Here is a 15,728-nt window from a genome sequence, read left to right as displayed (position 1 = left end):
CATGTTGCGGGGCTCGAAGTTCCAGGGAGAGACCGCATGGTCCGCAAGATCGTGACATGGGTGGTCGTCGCCGACGGTGCCCGCGCCCGGGTGTTCGTCAACGAAGGCGTCGGCAAGGGGGTCCACGAGCTGGAAGACCGCGCCTTCATCGGCGACCGCCGCCAGAACCGGGACATCCAGTCGGACCGGCCCGGCCGCAGCTTCGACAGCGGCGGACAGGGCCGCCACGCCATGGAGCCGCGCACCGACCCCCACAAGCACGAGGAGCACAGGTTCCTCGGGGACGTGGTCGACTGGCTGACCGGGCACGCCCGGCAGGACGAGTTCGAGCGGCTCGTCCTGATCGCGGCGCCGCGCGCGCTCGGCGAGCTCCGTTCGCTCATGTCGAAGCCGCTGGCGGCCAGGGTGGTGGCGGAGATAGACAAGGATCTCACGCAGGCCGGCCCTGCCGAGATCGAATCGCATCTCGGCGACGTGCTCGCTGTCTGATAACACCTTGCCCGGTCGCCGGACTGGCCGGGACTGACCAGATACGGGGCGCGGGCGGATAGCCGGTCGGGCCGACAAGCAGACGCACAATGGAGGTCGTCATGGGGTTGAAGGACATTCTGGTTCACATCGATGCCGAGGAAAGCGGCGCCAACACCAAACGGCGTGACTTTGCCCTGGCGCTGGCGGCCGAGCACGACGCGCACCTGACCGCGATCATTTTCGCCCTGGAGCCGACGATCCCGCCGATGATCATGGGCGAAGTGCCGGGCTCGCTGCTGGAATCGCAGCGCGAGCGTTCGGTTTCGGGCGCCCAGACCGCCGCGGAGGCGTTCACCGCAGCAGCCGATCGCGCCGGCGTCCGCTCCGACGTGCGCGTCATCAACTGCACCGAGGCCGCCGCCGCGCCGACGCTCGCCGTCCACGGGCGCACCGCCGACATGATCGTGGTCGGGCAGGAGGAACCGGACGACGACCTGGCGATCCGTGCGCTGCTGATCGAGGCGGCCCTGTTCGAATCCGGCCGCGCGGTGCTGGTTGTGCCCTATATCGGCATACCGGAGCCGAGGTTCCATCATGTCATGGTCGCCTGGGACGGCCGCCGCGAGGCCAGCCGCGCCGCCAACGAGGCCCTGCCGCTGCTGAAGAACGCGGAAGACGTATCGGTGGTCATCGTCGGCAAGGACGCACCGTCGGCGCACGGCGGAGAGGCCGGCGCCGACCTGGCGCTGCACCTCGCCCGGCACGACCTCGAGGTCAACGTCAAGCGCATCGGCGATTCCGGCATCGACATCGGCAACGCGCTGCTCTCGCACGCGGCCGACACCGAGGCGGACCTTCTGGTCATGGGCGGCTACGGTCACTCCCGCTTCCGCCAGTTCGTCTTCGGCGGCACGACGAGCGACATCCTGTCGAGCATGACGATCCCGGTGCTGATGGCGCACTGACGTCCGGCGCCGTCGGTCCGGCTGCCGCAGCCATCGCGAGAGTGCGCCCCGGGGAACACCACTCCGGGTCGCGGCCGGTCACGGCGGCCCGTCATCGCGTCTTTTCGCCGGTGCGATACATACCCGTGACCCGAGAGTAGCGGCAGTATCATGACCATTCGGAATCTCGAGGCCGCCTTCACGCCCAGGTCGGTGGCGCTGGTGGGGGCCAGTCCGCGACCGGGCTCCGTCAGCCATGTGGTAATGAAGAACCTGCGCGCGGCAGGCTTCTCCGGCCCGATCCGCCTGATCAACCCGAAATACGCCGAGATCGACGGTGAGCCCTGCTATCCCGACGCATCCTCGCTGCCCGGGCCCGTGGACCTCGCCGTCGTCGTCACGCCGCCGCAGACCGTTCCCGGCATCGTCGCCGAACTCGGCGCAAGCGGCACCGGCGCGGCCGTGGTCATCACCGCGGGTCTCGGATCCGGCCCGGGCTCGCTGCGCCAGCAGATGCTGGATGCGGCACGGTCGCATACGCTGCGGGTGTTCGGCCCGAACTGCGTCGGCCTGCTGGTCCCCACCGTCGGCCTGAACGGCAGCTTCGCCCACGCAACGCCTCTGAAGGGCGATCTCGCCCTGATCTCCCAGTCCGGCGCCATCATCACCACCGTCATCGACTGGGCAAACGACCGGAACATCGGCTTCTCGTCGATGGTGTCGCTCGGCGACATGGCCGATGTCGATTTCGGCGACCTGCTCGACTGGTTCGCAGGCGACGTCCACACCCGCGCCATCCTGCTCTATGTGGAGGGCATCACTCATCCCAAGAAGTTCATGTCGGCGGCGCGCGCGGCCGCTCGCGTCAAGCCGGTCGTCGTGATCAAGTCCGGCCGCCACGCCGAGGCCGCGAAGGCTGCCGCCTCGCATACCGGCGCGCTGGCGGGCGTGGACGAGGTCTATGACGCCGCCTTCCGCCGGGCCGGCCTGCTGCGCGTCTTCGACCTCGACGAACTGTTCGACGCCGTGGAGACGCTGAGCCGCGTGAAGCCGTTCCGGGGCCGCGACCTGGCGGTGCTGACCAACGGCGGCGGCCTCGGCGTGCTGGCGGTCGACCGCCTGGTCGACCTTGACGGATCGCTTGCCGACCTCACGCCGGAGACGATCGCCCGGCTCGACGAGGCACTGCCCCCGACCTGGTCGCACGGCAATCCCGTCGACATCATCGGCGATGCCCCGCCGGAGCGCTACGCGGCGGCGCTGGAAGCCCTGCTCGACGACGAGGCCACCGACGCGCTTCTCGTCCTCAACTGCCCGACGGCGCTCTCCTCCAGCGAAGAGGCCGCAGGCGCCGTCGCCGATACCGTGCGCACGCATGTCTCCAGGGTCTGGCCGAAGAAGCCCGTCTTCGCCGCCTGGCTCGGCGGCGCGCAGGCCGAACTCGTCCGCGAGACCTTCGACCCTGCCGGCGTCCCGGTCTTCTCCTCCCTCACCGCCGCGGTCCGCGGCATTACCCATCTCGTCCGCTACTCGGAGGCGCAGAACGCCTTGATGCGGACGCCGCCCAGCCTGCCGGAGGATTTCACCCCCGATGTCGACGCCGCCAGGCAGGTGGTCGCCGAGGCACTGGCCGCCGGGCGCGAGTGGCTGAAGGCGCCGGAAGTGGCGCGGCTGATGAGCGCCTATCAGATACCGATCGCGACCGCCGAACCGGTCGCCGGACCGGAAGAGGCCCGCCAGGTCGCCGAGCGCGTCATTGCCGAGCACGGCGCCTGCGCGATCAAGATCTTCTCGCCCGACATCCAGCACAAGACCGACGTCGGCGGCGTGCGCCTCGACCTGACGTCCCCGGAAGCGGCCGAACAGGCGGCCCGCGAGATCATCGCCTCGGCCCGCAAGGCCCGTCCCGACGCGCGGATCGAGGGCGTTACCGTCGAGCCGATGATCCACAGGCCCGGCGCCCGCGAACTGATCATCGGCCTGATCGACGACCAGATATTCGGTCCCGTCGTCCTGTTCGGCCAGGGCGGAACGGCCGTCGAGGTGATCCGCGACAAGGCGCTGATGCTGCCGCCGCTCGACCTGCATCTGGCCGATCAGCTGATGCGCCGCACCCGCATCAACCGGCTGCTCCAGGCGTTCCGCTCGGAGCCGGAGGCGGACCGGGGCGCGGTCGCGCTCGCCCTCGTCAAGATCGCCCAGATGGCCGCCGACGTGCCCGAGGTCCGCGAACTCGACATCAATCCGCTGCTGGCCGACGACAAGGGCATCGTTTCCGTCGACGCGCGGGTCCGCGTCGCGGCCGAGCCCGAAAAGGATACCCACGGCGTCAATCCGCGGTTTGCGATACGCCCGTATCCGGCGGAGTGGGAGCGTACGCTGGTAACGAAGGGCGGCGACCCGATCTTCGTGCGTCCGGTGCGGCCCGAGGACGAGGCGCTCTACGACGACTTCTTCGCCAGGGTCGAGCCGCAGGACCTGCGCCTGCGCTTCTTCACCCCGAAGCCCGACCTGTCGCACCGCTTTCTCGCGCGGCTGACCCAGATCGACTACGCCCGGGCCATGGCCTTCGTCGCTCTCGAACCGCAGACCGGCGAACTGCTCGGCGTCGTCCGCATCCATTCGGATCCCGACCACGAGAAGGCCGAGTACGCGATCATGGTCCGCTCCGACCTGAAGGGGCGCGGCATCGGCTGGGCGCTGATGGAACTGATCATCGAGTACGCCCGCGCCGACGGCCTCAGGCAGATCCACGGCGAGGTCCTGCGCGGCAACCCGATGATGCTGCAGATGTGCCGCCAGCTGGGTTTCGCGGAGGTCCAGTCCGAAGGCGACCCCGCCGTCGTGACGGTGACGCTGTCGCTGCGGTGAGGCGGCAGCCCCGAGCGGATGTCGCTTGATTGGCGGGACCGGTTCGGCGAACGTTGCGGCGATCACCGAAGGGGGCGTCGCCGCAATGCCTGGTCTGGAGCTTCACTCACCGACGTTCCGGCCCGTCGTCTTGTCGATCGCCTCGAGGCGCTGAGGCGCCGTCTTTTCGCAGATCTCATCCCCGCCAGGCGCACCCGCCATGCCCGACACCTCCCTGCTCGTCTTCGTCGCCCTCGCCTACCTGCTCGCGGGAACCGTCAAGGGGATCATCGGCCTCGGCCTGCCGACGGTGTCGATCGGGCTGCTGAGCCTGGTCATGCCGCCGGCGCAGGCCGCCGCGCTGATGGTGATCCCCTCTTACGCGACCAATACCTGGCAGATGCTGCACGGCCCCTACTTCCTCAGCTGCCTGCGCCGGTTCTGGTCGCTCTATCTGGGATCGGTCGCCGGCGCCTTCACCACGGCGGGCATCCTGACCAACGAACAGTCCGGCACCGCCGCCACCGCGCTCGGCCTGGCGCTGGCGGCCTATGCGGTGTTCGGCCTGTCGGCGGTGCGCTTTCATGTCCCAAGGCGCGCCGAAACCTGGCTGTCGCCGGTCATCGGCGTGGCGACCGGCGCGGTGCTGGGGGCGACCGGCGTGTTCGTGATGCCGGCGATCCCCTATCTGCAGGCGCTGGAACTCGACCGGGACGAATTCGTGCAGGCGATGGGTCTGTCGTTCACCGTCGGGACCGTGATCCTCACCGCCGTCCTGCTGTTCAACGGCGTCTTCGTGCTCGCCGTCGCCGGCCTCTCCGCGTTCGCCGTCCTGCCGGCCGTCGTGGGCATGGTGATCGGGCGGCGGATCCGCGCCCGCGTCGACGCCGCGACCTTCCGCAAGCTGTTCTTCATCGGCATGCTGGTGCTGGGCCTCAACCTCGCCGCCCGCAGCTTCTATTGAGGCCCGGTCCGGGCTCGCCGCCGCGGCGCCAGCCGCCCCTCTCCGGAACCGGCAGGCCCGCGCGTCCGTTAACGGCATTGCCTGGCGCGCGCACCGGCGCGATCATGTCCCGTGGCGTCTTGAACCGGAGGAACTCCTGGACCCGGTCGAACTGACCGTCGAAACCGCTTTCGACTGGATCAACTACGTCGCCGTCCTGATCGCCCGGCCGTCGACGCTGTTGCAGCTCGTGCTCATCGCGCTGGCGCTCGGCGCCGCTTATCTGGGCGAGCGCATATTCGAGCCGAGGATCGAGGCGCGGGTCCGGCAGATCCGCGACCGACGCGACCTCGTCCGCTTCCTCGCCATCCTGATGCGGCGCCTGACCTGGATTTTCTTCCCGATCCTGCTGTGGGCCGAATTCCTGGTGATGCGCGCGCTCACCTGGCCGAGCCGCAGCTACCTGATCGGCATCGCGGCGACGCTGGCGACATCCTGGATCGTGATCGTGATCGTCGGGCGGACGATCCGCAACCGGTTCCTGGCGCGGATCGCCACGGCGTTCGGCATCTTCCTTGCGACGATCGTCATTCTCGGACTGTACGACGAGACCACGGCCACCCTCGGCAGCATCGGCATCTCGATCGGCGCCCTGCGCCTCACCCTGCTGACGCTCATCAAGGCGGCGCTGCTGCTCGGCCTGTTCCTGTGGATCGCCCGGATCGCCAGCGGCAGCGCCGAACGCTGGATCCGCACCAACGAGGACCTGACCCCGTCGCTGCAGGTGCTGCTGTCGAAGCTGGTGCGCATCGCGCTGGTGACGATCGCGCTGTTGGCCGTGCTCACCTCGATCGGCATCGACCTGACGGCGCTGACGGTCTTCTCCGGCGCCGTCGGCGTCGGCATCGGCTTCGGGCTGCAGAAGGTCGTTTCGAACTTCGTCAGCGGCATCATCATCCTGATGGACAAGTCGATCAAACCCGGCGACGTCATCTCGCTGGGCGAGACCTTCGGCTGGATCCGGCTCCTGAAGGGCCGCTACGTGTCCGTCGTCACGCGCGACGGCCGCGAGTACCTGATCCCCAACGACGACTTCATCACCGGCCAGGTGGTCAACTGGTCGTTCACCGACAGGCTGATCCGCCTCGACGTGCCGTTCGGGGTCAGCTACGCCAGCGACCCGCACCAGGTCAGGCGGATCACGGTGGAGGCCTGCGCCGCCGTCGACCGGGTGGCAGGCGAGCCTGCCCCTGTCTGTCACCTCACGGCGTTCGGCGAGTCTTCGCTCGATTTCCTGCTGCGGTTCTGGATCGCCGATCCCGAAAAGGGCCTGACCAACATCCGCGGTGCGGTGATGCTGGCGCTGTGGGATGCCTTCAAGGCGAACGGCATCGACATCCCCTTCCCGCACCGCCAGCTGCTGGTCGACGGCCCGGTGCCGGTCGAGATCCGGGAGGCACGAAAGAAACCTGCTCCGCGCTCGCGGGGCAGGCCCGACGGCGACTGACCCGGTGCGCGGCGGGTTGCCGGCTCGCCGCCGCCGCGGGGCCGCTCAGCGCGCCTTTGCCAGCGCCATTTCGCGCAGCTTCGTCAGGGTCGTCGTCGGCGTGATCGCCTCGGGATCGACCTTCACGTGCACGATCGCCGGCTTGCCCGATGCCGCCGCCCGCTCGAAGGCGGGCGCGAAGTCGGCGGTCGACTCCACCGTTTCGCCGTGGCCGCCGTAGGCGCGCGCCAGCGCGGCGAAATCCGGGTTCTCCAGCCGCGTTGCGGTGACGCGGCCGGGATACTCGCGCTCCTGGTGCATGCGGATGGTGCCGTACATGCCGTTGTCGACGACCACGACGACGATCGGCAGTCCGTACTGGGCGGCGGTGGCGAACTCCTGGCCGTTCATCAGGAAGCAGCCGTCGCCGGCGAAGGCGACGACGGTGCGGTCGGGATGGATCCGCTTGGCGCCGACCGCTGCGGGAATCCCGTAGCCCATCGAGCCCGAAGTCGGCGCGAGCTGGGTGCCGAAGCGGCGGTAGCGCAGGAACCGGTGCAGCCAGATCGAATAGTTGCCCGCGCCGTTGCAGACGATCGCGTCCTCCGGGAGCCAGTCGCGCAGCCAGGCGATGACGGCCGAATAGTCGACCGCGCCGGGCATCGTCGGCGCCACGTCGCTCCAGCCGTGATAGGCCTCGTTCGCCGCGCGCGTCTCGGCGCTCCAGGCGATCGCGGCAGGCGGCGCAAGGGCAGCCGCGGCGGCCGCGAACGACGTCGGGTCGGCGTGGATCGCCAGGGTCGGCGCGTAGACCCGGCCCAGTTCCTCCGCCGAGGGATGGACGTGGACCAGCGGCTGCTTCGGCGTCGGGATGTCGAGCAGCGTGTAGCCCGACGACGGCATCTCGCTCATTCGACCGCCGACCAGCAGGAACAGGTCGGTCTCCTTCAGCCGCTTCGCCAGCTCCGGATTGGGCCCGATGCCGACGTCGCCCGCGTAGTTGGGATGCGTCGAGTCGAACAGCGACTGGCGGCGGAACTGGCAGCCGACCGGCAGGTCGAAGGCCTCCGCGAAGCGGCGGATGTCGGCGACGCCCTGCTCGCTCCAGCGGCTGCCGCCGAGCACCATCACCGGCCGCTTCGCCCCGGCCAGCATCGCCGACAGGCGCGCCATGGAGTCCGCCGGCGGCGCCGTCGGCACGGCCTCCGCATAGGGCGCGTCGAAGGCGACGGCCTCCTGCGTCAGCATGTCCTCCGGCAGCGCCAGCACGACGGGACCGGGGCGGCCGTTCATCGCGGTCATGAAGGCACGGTGGATGTACTCGGGAATGCGGGCCGGATCGTCGATCTCGGTCGCCCACTTGGCGATGGTGCCGAACACTCCCGAATAGTCGAGCTCCTGGAACGCCTCGCGGTCGCGCATGTCGCGGCCGACCTGCCCGACCAGCACGATCATCGGGGTCGAATCCTGGGAGGCGATATGGATGCCGGGCGAGGCGTTGGTGGCGCCGGGGCCGCGCGTCACGAAGCAGATGCCCGGCCGGCCGGTCAGCTTGCCGTAGGCGTCGGCCATCATCGCCGCGCCGCCCTCCTGGCGGCACACGGTGATCTCGACCGCGGCATCGTGAAAGGCGTCCAGCGCGGCGAGGTAGCTTTCTCCCGGGACGCAGAAGACGTGGTCCACGCCCTGGGCGACCAGCGCGTCGACGAGAATTCGGCCGCCGGTGCGGGCGGGTGTGTTGGTGGCTTCCATGCGGCACTCCTTGTACGGCGCCGGCATCATAGCCGCCGCCGCCCGCATGGCCAGCGCAAGAGCGAAGTTTCAACGGCGAAAATCAGACCGTCCGCAACCTGCGCGACGACATGCCGCGTGGCGCGCCGCCGGCGGCCCGGCGACCGCCCGAGCCGGTCGCTACTGCACGGAAACGACCTGAAACGTGTGCATCTCTCCGTCCTCGTCGCGGATCGACACGTATTCGCCGACATTGAAGGCGTGGCTGGCGAACCGGTAGCCGGCCTCGTCGTCCTCGTCGGTGGACTCGTCGTAGTCAAACACCCAGCGGGCATGCTCGGCGCCGCCCGGCTTGTGGACCAGCTTGCCGACCTGGTCCGGCTCGCCCGCCCAGAACCGGCGCACCTGGCACCGCTCGCGCACCTTCTGCCAGGCCTGCGCGTCGATATGGCCGTCCTTGTCCAGGGGCGCGTCGAACTCGTAGCCGTGATTGACGCTGCCGGCGGGAAACTCGGCGCTGCGTCCCAGGATCAGCCGGATGTGCTTCAGATGCACCGTTTCGTCAGACATGGATGATGGCTCCTTGGCGTTTTCCGGGGCCGGCCGTCTTAGGGTCGCGGGCGCCGGGCTGGATCGGATCGGTGCAACATATCGTCGGTCTTCCACTGCCCGACAAGTTGACACCGCGCGTTGATATTCCTCAAGACCGGTATCGGCGTGATTCACGACAGCGGACGGATCCTCGATGAGCACCAACGGCGACGACCGCCACACCCGCCAATCAGACGTCCAGGCGGATGTCGAGGCCTTCCTGTCGGATCCGGCAACCTACGGCGGCCGGGTGGCGGAAGTCGGGCGCATCGACACCCATGCCGCGATCGTCTTCCTGGCCGGCGACGACGTCTACAAGATCAAGCGGGCGGTCCGCTTTCCCTTTCTCGACTTCTCGACCCCGGATAAGCGCCGGCGCGCCTGCGAACGAGAGGTCGAGCTCAACCGGCTGACGGCGCCGGAACTCTATCTCGGCGCCGTGCCGATCGTCCGGTCGCCCGAGGGGCGGCTGTCCTTCAGCGGTCGCGGACCGGTGGTCGAGTGGGCCGTGCACATGCGCCGCTTCGACGAAACGGCGACCTTCGACCGGCTCGCAGGCGAGGGGGCGCTCACGCAGGACCTGCTGGACGAACTCGCCGCCCGGATCGCCGATCTGCACGAGAAGGCCCCCGTCGCCGCCATCGACGACCCGGCAGGCGAGATCGGTCGCGTCGCGCTCGAAAGCTGCGAGGAGCTCGCCGCCAGTCCCGGCCTGTTCCCCGCCGACGAGGTGGAGGAACTGACGGAGCAGACCCGGGCGGCCCTGCAGCGACTTCGGCCGCTGATCGACAGGCGCGCCCGCGACGGGGCGATCCGCCGCTGCCACGGCGACCTGCATCTGGGCAACGTGGCGCTGATCGACGGGGCGCCGGTGATCTTCGACGCTCTGGAATTCGACGAGGCGCTGGCGACCATCGACGTGTTCTACGACCTCGCCTTCCTGCTGATGGACCTCTGGGAGCGCGGGCTGCGGTCCGAGGCCAACCGCGTCCTCAACCGCTGGCTCGTCAGCCGCCGCGATCGCAACGACATTCCGGGCCTGGCGCTGCTGCCGCTGTTCCTGTCGATGCGCGCGGCGATCCGCGCCAAGGTCGGCGCCGCGCGCGCGACGCATCTGGGCGGCGACGCCCGGGAGGCGGCGGTCGGCGAGGCCCGCGGCAAGTTCGCCGCCGCCCGCGCCTTCCTGGCGCCTCGGGCTCCCCGCCTGGTCGCCGTCGGAGGTCTGTCCGGCACCGGCAAGACGACGGTCGCGATGGCGCTCGCCGCCGACATCGGCGCGGCACCGGGCGCCATCGTCGTGCGGTCAGACGTCGTCCGCAAGGTGATGTTCGGCGCCCGCGAAACCGAGAGGCTGCCTCCCGACGCCTATACGCCGGAGGCAGGCCTGGAGGTATACGCGGAGATGGAGACCCAGGCGGCCGCGATCCTCGCCACGGGCCACAGTGCCATTCTCGACGGGGTCCACGCCAGGCCCGAGGAACGCAATGCCGCACGCGGCGTCGCCACCGCCTGCGCCGTGCCCTTCACCGGCATCTGGCTGCGGGCGCCGGAAGACGAACTGGTCGCCCGGGTCGATGCACGCAGCGGCGACGCCTCGGACGCGAACGCCTCGGTGGTCCGCCGGCAGCTCGGCTACGACACCGGCCGGATCGACTGGATTGAGGTCGACGCCGGCGGCGACAGGGATCGCGTCGTCGCCCGCGTCCGCGCCGCGATGGCCGACATCCTGCCGCCACACAACCGGGCCACAAATGGCCCCCGCACGAATGGGAGATGACCACATGCGCGCCTCGACACTTGTCCCAGCACTCGCGACCCTTGCCCTCGCCGTCGGCCTGGCCGGCACCGCACGGGCGGAGGCCATCAACGCCGTGTTCGACTGCGACAACGGCCAGACCCTCGACGTCGTCTTCGACAACGACAAGGACCCCGCGGTCGCGGTGGTGACGATCGAGGGAGAGGAACCGCAGACCCTGCCGATCGCGATGTCGGGTTCGGGCTACTACTACACCAACGGCAAGTACGGCCTGCGCGGCAAGGGCGAGGAGGCGATGTGGGAAGTCGGCCGGATGGCGCCGATCGACTGCAAGCAGGCAGAGTGACGCAGAGCGTTCTGCCCTCTAGTTGCACCTTCGATCCATCACGTTCCGCTCATCCCCGCGAAAGCGCCAGCGAAACGACCCGGCGCGCCAGCGCCCGTCCCGACGGATCGGCGGCAGGTGCGGCAGCCGCGGCGCTGGGTCCCGGGTCAAGCCCGGGGCATAGGCTGAGGTATTGGCAGATGCCGTGCCTCAAACGCAACTTGCGTCCCGGCCTCCGCGCCGGGACCCAGCGGCGGCACGGCAAAGCCTGCGCGTGCTCCGCTCCCGCGCCACGCCCAGCCCGCCCATCCCCCGCGAAGCGGGGATCCAGCGAATCGACCCGGCGCAGCCGCCGCGTCGACGCCGCCCTGCCCTGCTGCCTAAAGGTCGATCTGGTAGGCGATGAACGGCGTCTTGCGGGCCAGCCGGTCATAGAACGACCGGCCACGGTAGTTGTCCTCCGCCGTCAGCCAGCGGATCGCCGCCCAGCCGCGTTCGCGCCCGATCTCGCAGACCGCCTCGATCAGCGCCTCGGCGGCGCCGGAGCCGCGGCTGTCCGGCTCCACGAACAGGTCGTTCAGGAAGCCGGCGACGTTGGCGCCGAGCGGCCGGGAGAACTTCTGGAAGTGGGCGAGCCCTATCGGCCTTCCGTCGGCGTCGAGGGCCACCAGCGCCTCGGACTCGTGGTCGGGGTCGAAGTGCCAGCCCCACACCGTCTCGCGCATCTGCGGCGTCTGTTCGACCTTGTAGAAGGCCGCATAGCCCGCAAAAAGCTCTTCCCACGCCGCCCGGTGCTCGGGCGCGAGCGGCACGACGCGGATCGACGGATTGGCGGTCACGGATATCCTCCCGAATTCTCGTTGTGGTGCCGGCGCGGTCGCGCCGCTCAGGTCTTCCCCGGCTCCAGGTCCGACGTCTCCGGAACGATCGCCGCGCCGTCGCCGACCATCCGCTCGATCTCCGCGTCGGAATAGCCGACCTCGGCCAGGATCTCGCGGGTGTGCTCGCCGTGCAGCGGCGCCGGGCGGCGGATGCTGCCCGGCGTGTCGGAGAACTTCACGGGTAGGCCGAGCGCCTTCGTCGGCCCGGCCTGCGGATGCTCGAGGTCGACGACCATCTGCCGCGCCTGCACGTGCGGGTCGGCATGCATCTGGCCGACCGTGAGCACCGGCCCGCCGGGCAGCCCGGCCTCCTCGAACATCGCCAGCCACTCGGCGCTGGAGCGCTTCCGGAAATACGGCGTCAGTACCTTTTCCAGCTCGGGCAGGTTGGCCATCCGCGCCGAATTCTCTGAGAAGCGCGGGTCCTCGCCCAGTTCGGCGGCATCGAGGATCCTGAGCAGCCGCTGCCAGTTGGCCTGGTTCGCCGCGCCGATGTTGATCCAGCCGTCGGCGGTCTCGAAGGCCTGGTAGGGCGCGCTCAGCGGATGCGCCGAGCCCATCGGCCCCGGGCTGATCCCGGTCGCAAACGCGATCGCCGACTGCCAGTAGGTCTGCGTGATGCCCGCCTCCAGCAGCGAGGAATCGACGATCTGCCCCTCGCCGGTCTTCAGCCGATGGACGTAGGCCGCCAGCACCCCCATCGCGCCGATGATGCCCGCCGTGATGTCGGTGACTGGCGCGCCGACCTTGACGGGCGGGCGGCCCGGGCCCTCGCCGGTGATCGACATGATGCCGGACATGCCCTGGGCGATCAGGTCGAAGCCGCCGCGCGTAGAATAGGGACCGGTGCGCCCGAAGCCCGACAGCGAGCAGTAGATCAGTCCGGGATTTTCCGCCTTCAGCGTCTCGTAGCCGATGCCGAGCTTCTCCATCGTGCCGAGCCGGTAGTTCTCGATCAGCACGTCGCAGGACCTGGCGATCCGGCGCAGCGCCTCCGCGGCGTCGGGCTGCTTCAGGTCGAAGGCGACGCCGCGCTTGTTGCGGTTCATCATCATGAAGGCGGCGCTGACGCCGTTGACGTCGGGCGGCGCGAAGCGCCGCGTGTCGTCGCCGCCCGGGCGCTCGACCTTGATCACGTCGGCGCCCATGTCCGCCAGCATCATGCCGCAGGTCGGCCCGGCCATGATGTGGGACAGCTCGACGACGCGAACGCCGGCCAGCGGGCCTGTCGTGCTCACTCTAGCGTCCCTTCCACTCGGGCTTGCGCTTGCCGAGGAAGGCTTCCATGCCCTCGCGGAAGTCCTCGCTGGTGTAGGCCTCGACGATCAGGTCGCGGCCGTCGGCCCCGGCGCCGTGAACCCGCAGCCGGCGCAGCCCCTCCTTGATGGTGCGCAGCGTGATCGGCGCGTGGCTCGCCATCAGTTCGGTCAGCTCGCCGGCGCGCTCGACCAGGGCCGCATGGTCCGGCACGATCTCGGAGATCAGCCCGATCGCCAGCGCGTCCTCGGCGCCGAGCAGCTTCGCCGTGAAGATCGCCTCCTTGACCCGGCCGGCGCCAATCAGGCTTGCCATGCGCGACAGGTTGTCGATCGACAGTGTGTTGCCGAGCGTGCGGGCGATCGGAAATCCGAACTTCAGGTCGGCCGTGGCGATGCGGATGTCGCAGGTCGCGGCGATCCCCGCGCCGCCGCCGGTGCACGCGCCGGAAATCGCCGCGATCGTCGGCACCGGGCAGGCCTCGATGGTCTGCAAGACCCGGCTCATCCGCTGCTCGTAGTCGATCGCGTCCTGGGCGCTGGAGAAGTCGCGGAACTGGCGCATGTCGGTGCCGGCCGCGAAGGCCTTCTCGCCGGCGCCGGTGATGACGATCGACCTGATCGACCCGTCGTCGGGAATGCTGCCGCAGATCCTGGCCAGCCCCTCGTACATCTCGAAGGTCAGCGCGTTGCGCGCCTGCGGCCGGTTCAGCGTCACCCATCCCGCGCTGCCGCGCTGTTCGTAGAGAAGTTCGTCCGTATCCGTCACGTGAAGCTACCCGACCTGACTGTTGAGATCCGCAAGGCTGCCGACCGTATACCAGAGCTTCCCGCAGCGCACCCCGCCCGATGCGGCAAAGCGGTTTTACCCGCTTCGCCATGGCACCAGCACCGCCGCGCCGGTCAGCCGTCCCTCGCGCAGCCGGTCCAGCGCCTCGTTCGCCTCCTGAAGCGGCACCGCCTCGACCGTCGTCTCGATGCCCGCCCGGGCTGCGAGTTCGAGGAATTCGTCGCCGTCGGCCCGGGTCAGGTTGGCGACCGAGCGGACCACCCGCTCGCCCCACAGGATGTCATAGGGAAACGACGGGATGGCGCTCATGTGGATGCCGGCGCAGACCACCGTGCCGCCCTTGCGCACCGCCCGCAGCGCCGTCGGCACCAGCGAGCCGACCGGGGCAAACAGCACCGCGGCGTCCAGCGCCTCCGGCGGCGGCTCGTCCGAGCCGCCGGCCCATTCCGCGCCGAGCGCCCGCGCGAAGTCCTGCGCCGCCGTGTCGCCCGGACGGCTGAACGCGAAGACCCGCTGGCCGAGGTGGCGGGCGACCTGCGCCATGATGTGGGCGGCCGCCCCGAAGCCGTAGATGCCGATCACCTTCGCATTGCCCGCCATCCGGTGGGCGCGGTGGCCGATCAGGCCGGCGCACAGCAGCGGCGCGGCGTGGAGGTCGTCGAAGGCGTCCGGCAGCGGGAAGCAGTAGCGCGCATCGGCGACCGTATATTCCGCGTAGCCGCCGTCGATCTGGTAGCCGGTGAAGCGCGCCTGGTCGCACAGATTCTCCTGGCCGCTCGTGCAGTACCGGCATGTCCCGCAGGTGTAGCCGAGCCAGGGCACGCCGACCCGGTCGCCGACGCGCAGGCCGCCGACACGCTCACCCAGCGCGGCGATCTCGCCGACGATCTCGTGGCCCGGCACGATCGGGTAGGGAATATCCGGCAGCTCGCCGTCGACGACGTGCAAGTCGGTCCGGCAGACGCCGCAGGCCCGCACCCTGACGAGCACCTGGCCCGGCCCGGGATCGGGCACCGGCCGTTCGCGCAGGACGAGCCGTGTGCCGGGGGCCTCGAGGACCATTGCACGCATCGTGTCGCTCATCGTCACATCACTCCCCGGCAGGCGAGGTGAAACACGTGGCGGCCGAGAGACGTTTACTCTGCGGACCTACGGAGCTTGACCGGTGCATCGAAAAAGCATCGATTAGTCGGATTAGACAAGCTGTCTAACCGTCACATCCGCCCGTTATGGTCGAGGATGTGCCAACCAACCGAGGAAGCCCCCCAATGATTGACATTCGTTCCGCGCTCGTCGCCACCGCGTTTCTCGGACTGACCATGGGCGCCGTCGTGCCCGCAAGCGCGCAGACCGAGGATTGCGACACGATGATCGGCCAGATCAACGAACTCCTGAAGACCGCCGAGCTGACGGACCAGGAAAAGGAGCAGGTCTACCAGCTCCGCGACCAGGGCATGGCCGAAGGCACCCGCGCCGGGGGCGATTGCACCTCGCCGCTGCAGGAGGCGCTGCAGATCCTGCAGCAGTAGCCCCGGGGCGACGTTCGCCGAGCCTGCGGATCGGTAGAAGAGCCGGTCCGCACGACTCGGTCGCCCCGGCTCAGTTGCCCCGGCTAAATCGCGCGGCCCCGGCCGCGATGGTCGAGCCGCGCCGAGCGCTGCCGAACGAGCCGACCCGGCCCTCACCCGGATAGCGCGGCGCCGC

At 69.7% G+C, this 15,728-nt stretch carries 14 protein-coding genes; 8 read left to right on the top strand and 6 right to left on the bottom strand.

Annotated features, from left to right (window positions below):
- Window positions 1-36: 36 nt before the first annotated feature.
- From V3328_RS06725 to V3328_RS06705, 5 genes are all read left to right on the top strand, one after another.
- On the top strand, window positions 37-489 hold the full coding sequence (locus V3328_RS06725; RefSeq protein ID WP_340328841.1) for a host attachment protein: 453 nt from the start codon (window positions 37-39) through the stop codon (window positions 487-489).
- Window positions 490-590: 101 nt separating this feature from the next.
- Window positions 591-1,436, top strand: coding sequence for a universal stress protein (locus V3328_RS06720; protein ID WP_340328840.1), 846 nt, complete (start codon window positions 591-593; stop codon window positions 1,434-1,436).
- Between the two features lie 150 nt (window positions 1,437-1,586).
- The gene (locus V3328_RS06715; protein WP_340328839.1) at window positions 1,587-4,286 is read left to right on the top strand and encodes a bifunctional acetate--CoA ligase family protein/GNAT family N-acetyltransferase; all 2,700 of its coding nucleotides are present in this window, start codon (window positions 1,587-1,589) and stop codon (window positions 4,284-4,286) included.
- Window positions 4,287-4,485: 199 nt separating this feature from the next.
- Window positions 4,486-5,229, top strand: a complete 744-nt coding sequence (locus tag V3328_RS06710; protein ID WP_340328838.1) for a sulfite exporter TauE/SafE family protein — start codon at window positions 4,486-4,488, stop codon at window positions 5,227-5,229.
- Window positions 5,230-5,458: 229 nt separating this feature from the next.
- Window positions 5,459-6,715 carry a mechanosensitive ion channel family protein gene (locus V3328_RS06705; protein WP_340328899.1) on the top strand — a complete coding sequence of 419 codons (1,257 nt, stop codon included), beginning with the start codon at window positions 5,459-5,461 and terminating at the stop codon, window positions 6,713-6,715.
- Window positions 6,716-6,760: 45 nt separating this feature from the next.
- Here V3328_RS06705 and V3328_RS06700 read toward each other — a convergent pair whose 3' ends face one another.
- Window positions 6,761-8,446, bottom strand: coding sequence for a thiamine pyrophosphate-binding protein (locus tag V3328_RS06700; RefSeq protein ID WP_340328837.1), 1,686 nt, complete (start codon window positions 8,444-8,446; stop codon window positions 6,761-6,763).
- 159 nt (window positions 8,447-8,605) lie between these two features.
- Window positions 8,606-8,995, bottom strand: coding sequence for a hypothetical protein (locus V3328_RS06695; RefSeq protein ID WP_340328836.1), 390 nt, complete (start codon window positions 8,993-8,995; stop codon window positions 8,606-8,608).
- A gap of 175 nt (window positions 8,996-9,170) precedes the next feature.
- Between V3328_RS06695 and V3328_RS06690 the strand changes: the two genes are divergently transcribed.
- Entirely contained in the window at window positions 9,171-10,793 is a 1,623-nt protein-coding gene (locus V3328_RS06690; RefSeq protein WP_340328835.1) for a bifunctional aminoglycoside phosphotransferase/ATP-binding protein, read from the top strand.
- Between the two features lie 4 nt (window positions 10,794-10,797).
- Window positions 10,798-11,118: an MliC family protein gene (locus V3328_RS06685; protein ID WP_340328834.1), complete on the top strand. Its 321-nt coding sequence runs from the start codon at window positions 10,798-10,800 to the stop codon at window positions 11,116-11,118.
- Window positions 11,119-11,477: 359 nt separating this feature from the next.
- Here the strand turns inward: V3328_RS06685 and V3328_RS06680 are convergent, their stop codons facing one another.
- The 4 genes from V3328_RS06680 to V3328_RS06665 all read right to left on the bottom strand — a co-directional run bounded on the left by V3328_RS06680 (window position 11,478) and on the right by V3328_RS06665 (window position 15,095).
- A complete protein-coding gene (locus V3328_RS06680) occupies window positions 11,478-11,936 on the bottom strand; it encodes a GNAT family N-acetyltransferase (RefSeq protein WP_340328833.1) in 459 nt (152 codons plus the stop codon).
- A gap of 47 nt (window positions 11,937-11,983) precedes the next feature.
- Complete coding sequence (locus V3328_RS06675) at window positions 11,984-13,216, bottom strand: CaiB/BaiF CoA transferase family protein (RefSeq protein ID WP_340328832.1); 1,233 nt, start codon at window positions 13,214-13,216, stop codon at window positions 11,984-11,986.
- A gap of 1 nt (window position 13,217) precedes the next feature.
- Complete coding sequence (locus V3328_RS06670) at window positions 13,218-14,003, bottom strand: enoyl-CoA hydratase/isomerase family protein (protein WP_340328831.1); 786 nt, start codon at window positions 14,001-14,003, stop codon at window positions 13,218-13,220.
- A 96-nt stretch (window positions 14,004-14,099) separates the two neighbouring features.
- On the bottom strand, window positions 14,100-15,095 hold the full coding sequence (locus V3328_RS06665) for a zinc-dependent alcohol dehydrogenase family protein (RefSeq protein WP_340328898.1): 996 nt from the start codon (window positions 15,093-15,095) through the stop codon (window positions 14,100-14,102).
- Between the two features lie 197 nt (window positions 15,096-15,292).
- On the opposite strand from V3328_RS06665, the gene V3328_RS06660 reads away from it, so the two are divergent.
- Window positions 15,293-15,553 (top strand): hypothetical protein, encoded by a 261-nt coding sequence (locus tag V3328_RS06660; RefSeq protein WP_340328830.1) that lies wholly within the window; start codon window positions 15,293-15,295, stop codon window positions 15,551-15,553.
- Window positions 15,554-15,728 lie beyond the last annotated feature (175 nt).

Source organism: Microbaculum marinum, from assembly GCF_037855135.1.
In the GTDB taxonomy this organism is placed as follows: domain Bacteria; phylum Pseudomonadota; class Alphaproteobacteria; order Rhizobiales; family Tepidamorphaceae; genus Microbaculum; species Microbaculum marinum.
The sequence above is the reverse complement of the archived record's forward strand: the minus strand, read 5'-3'. Positions and strand labels throughout refer to the sequence as shown.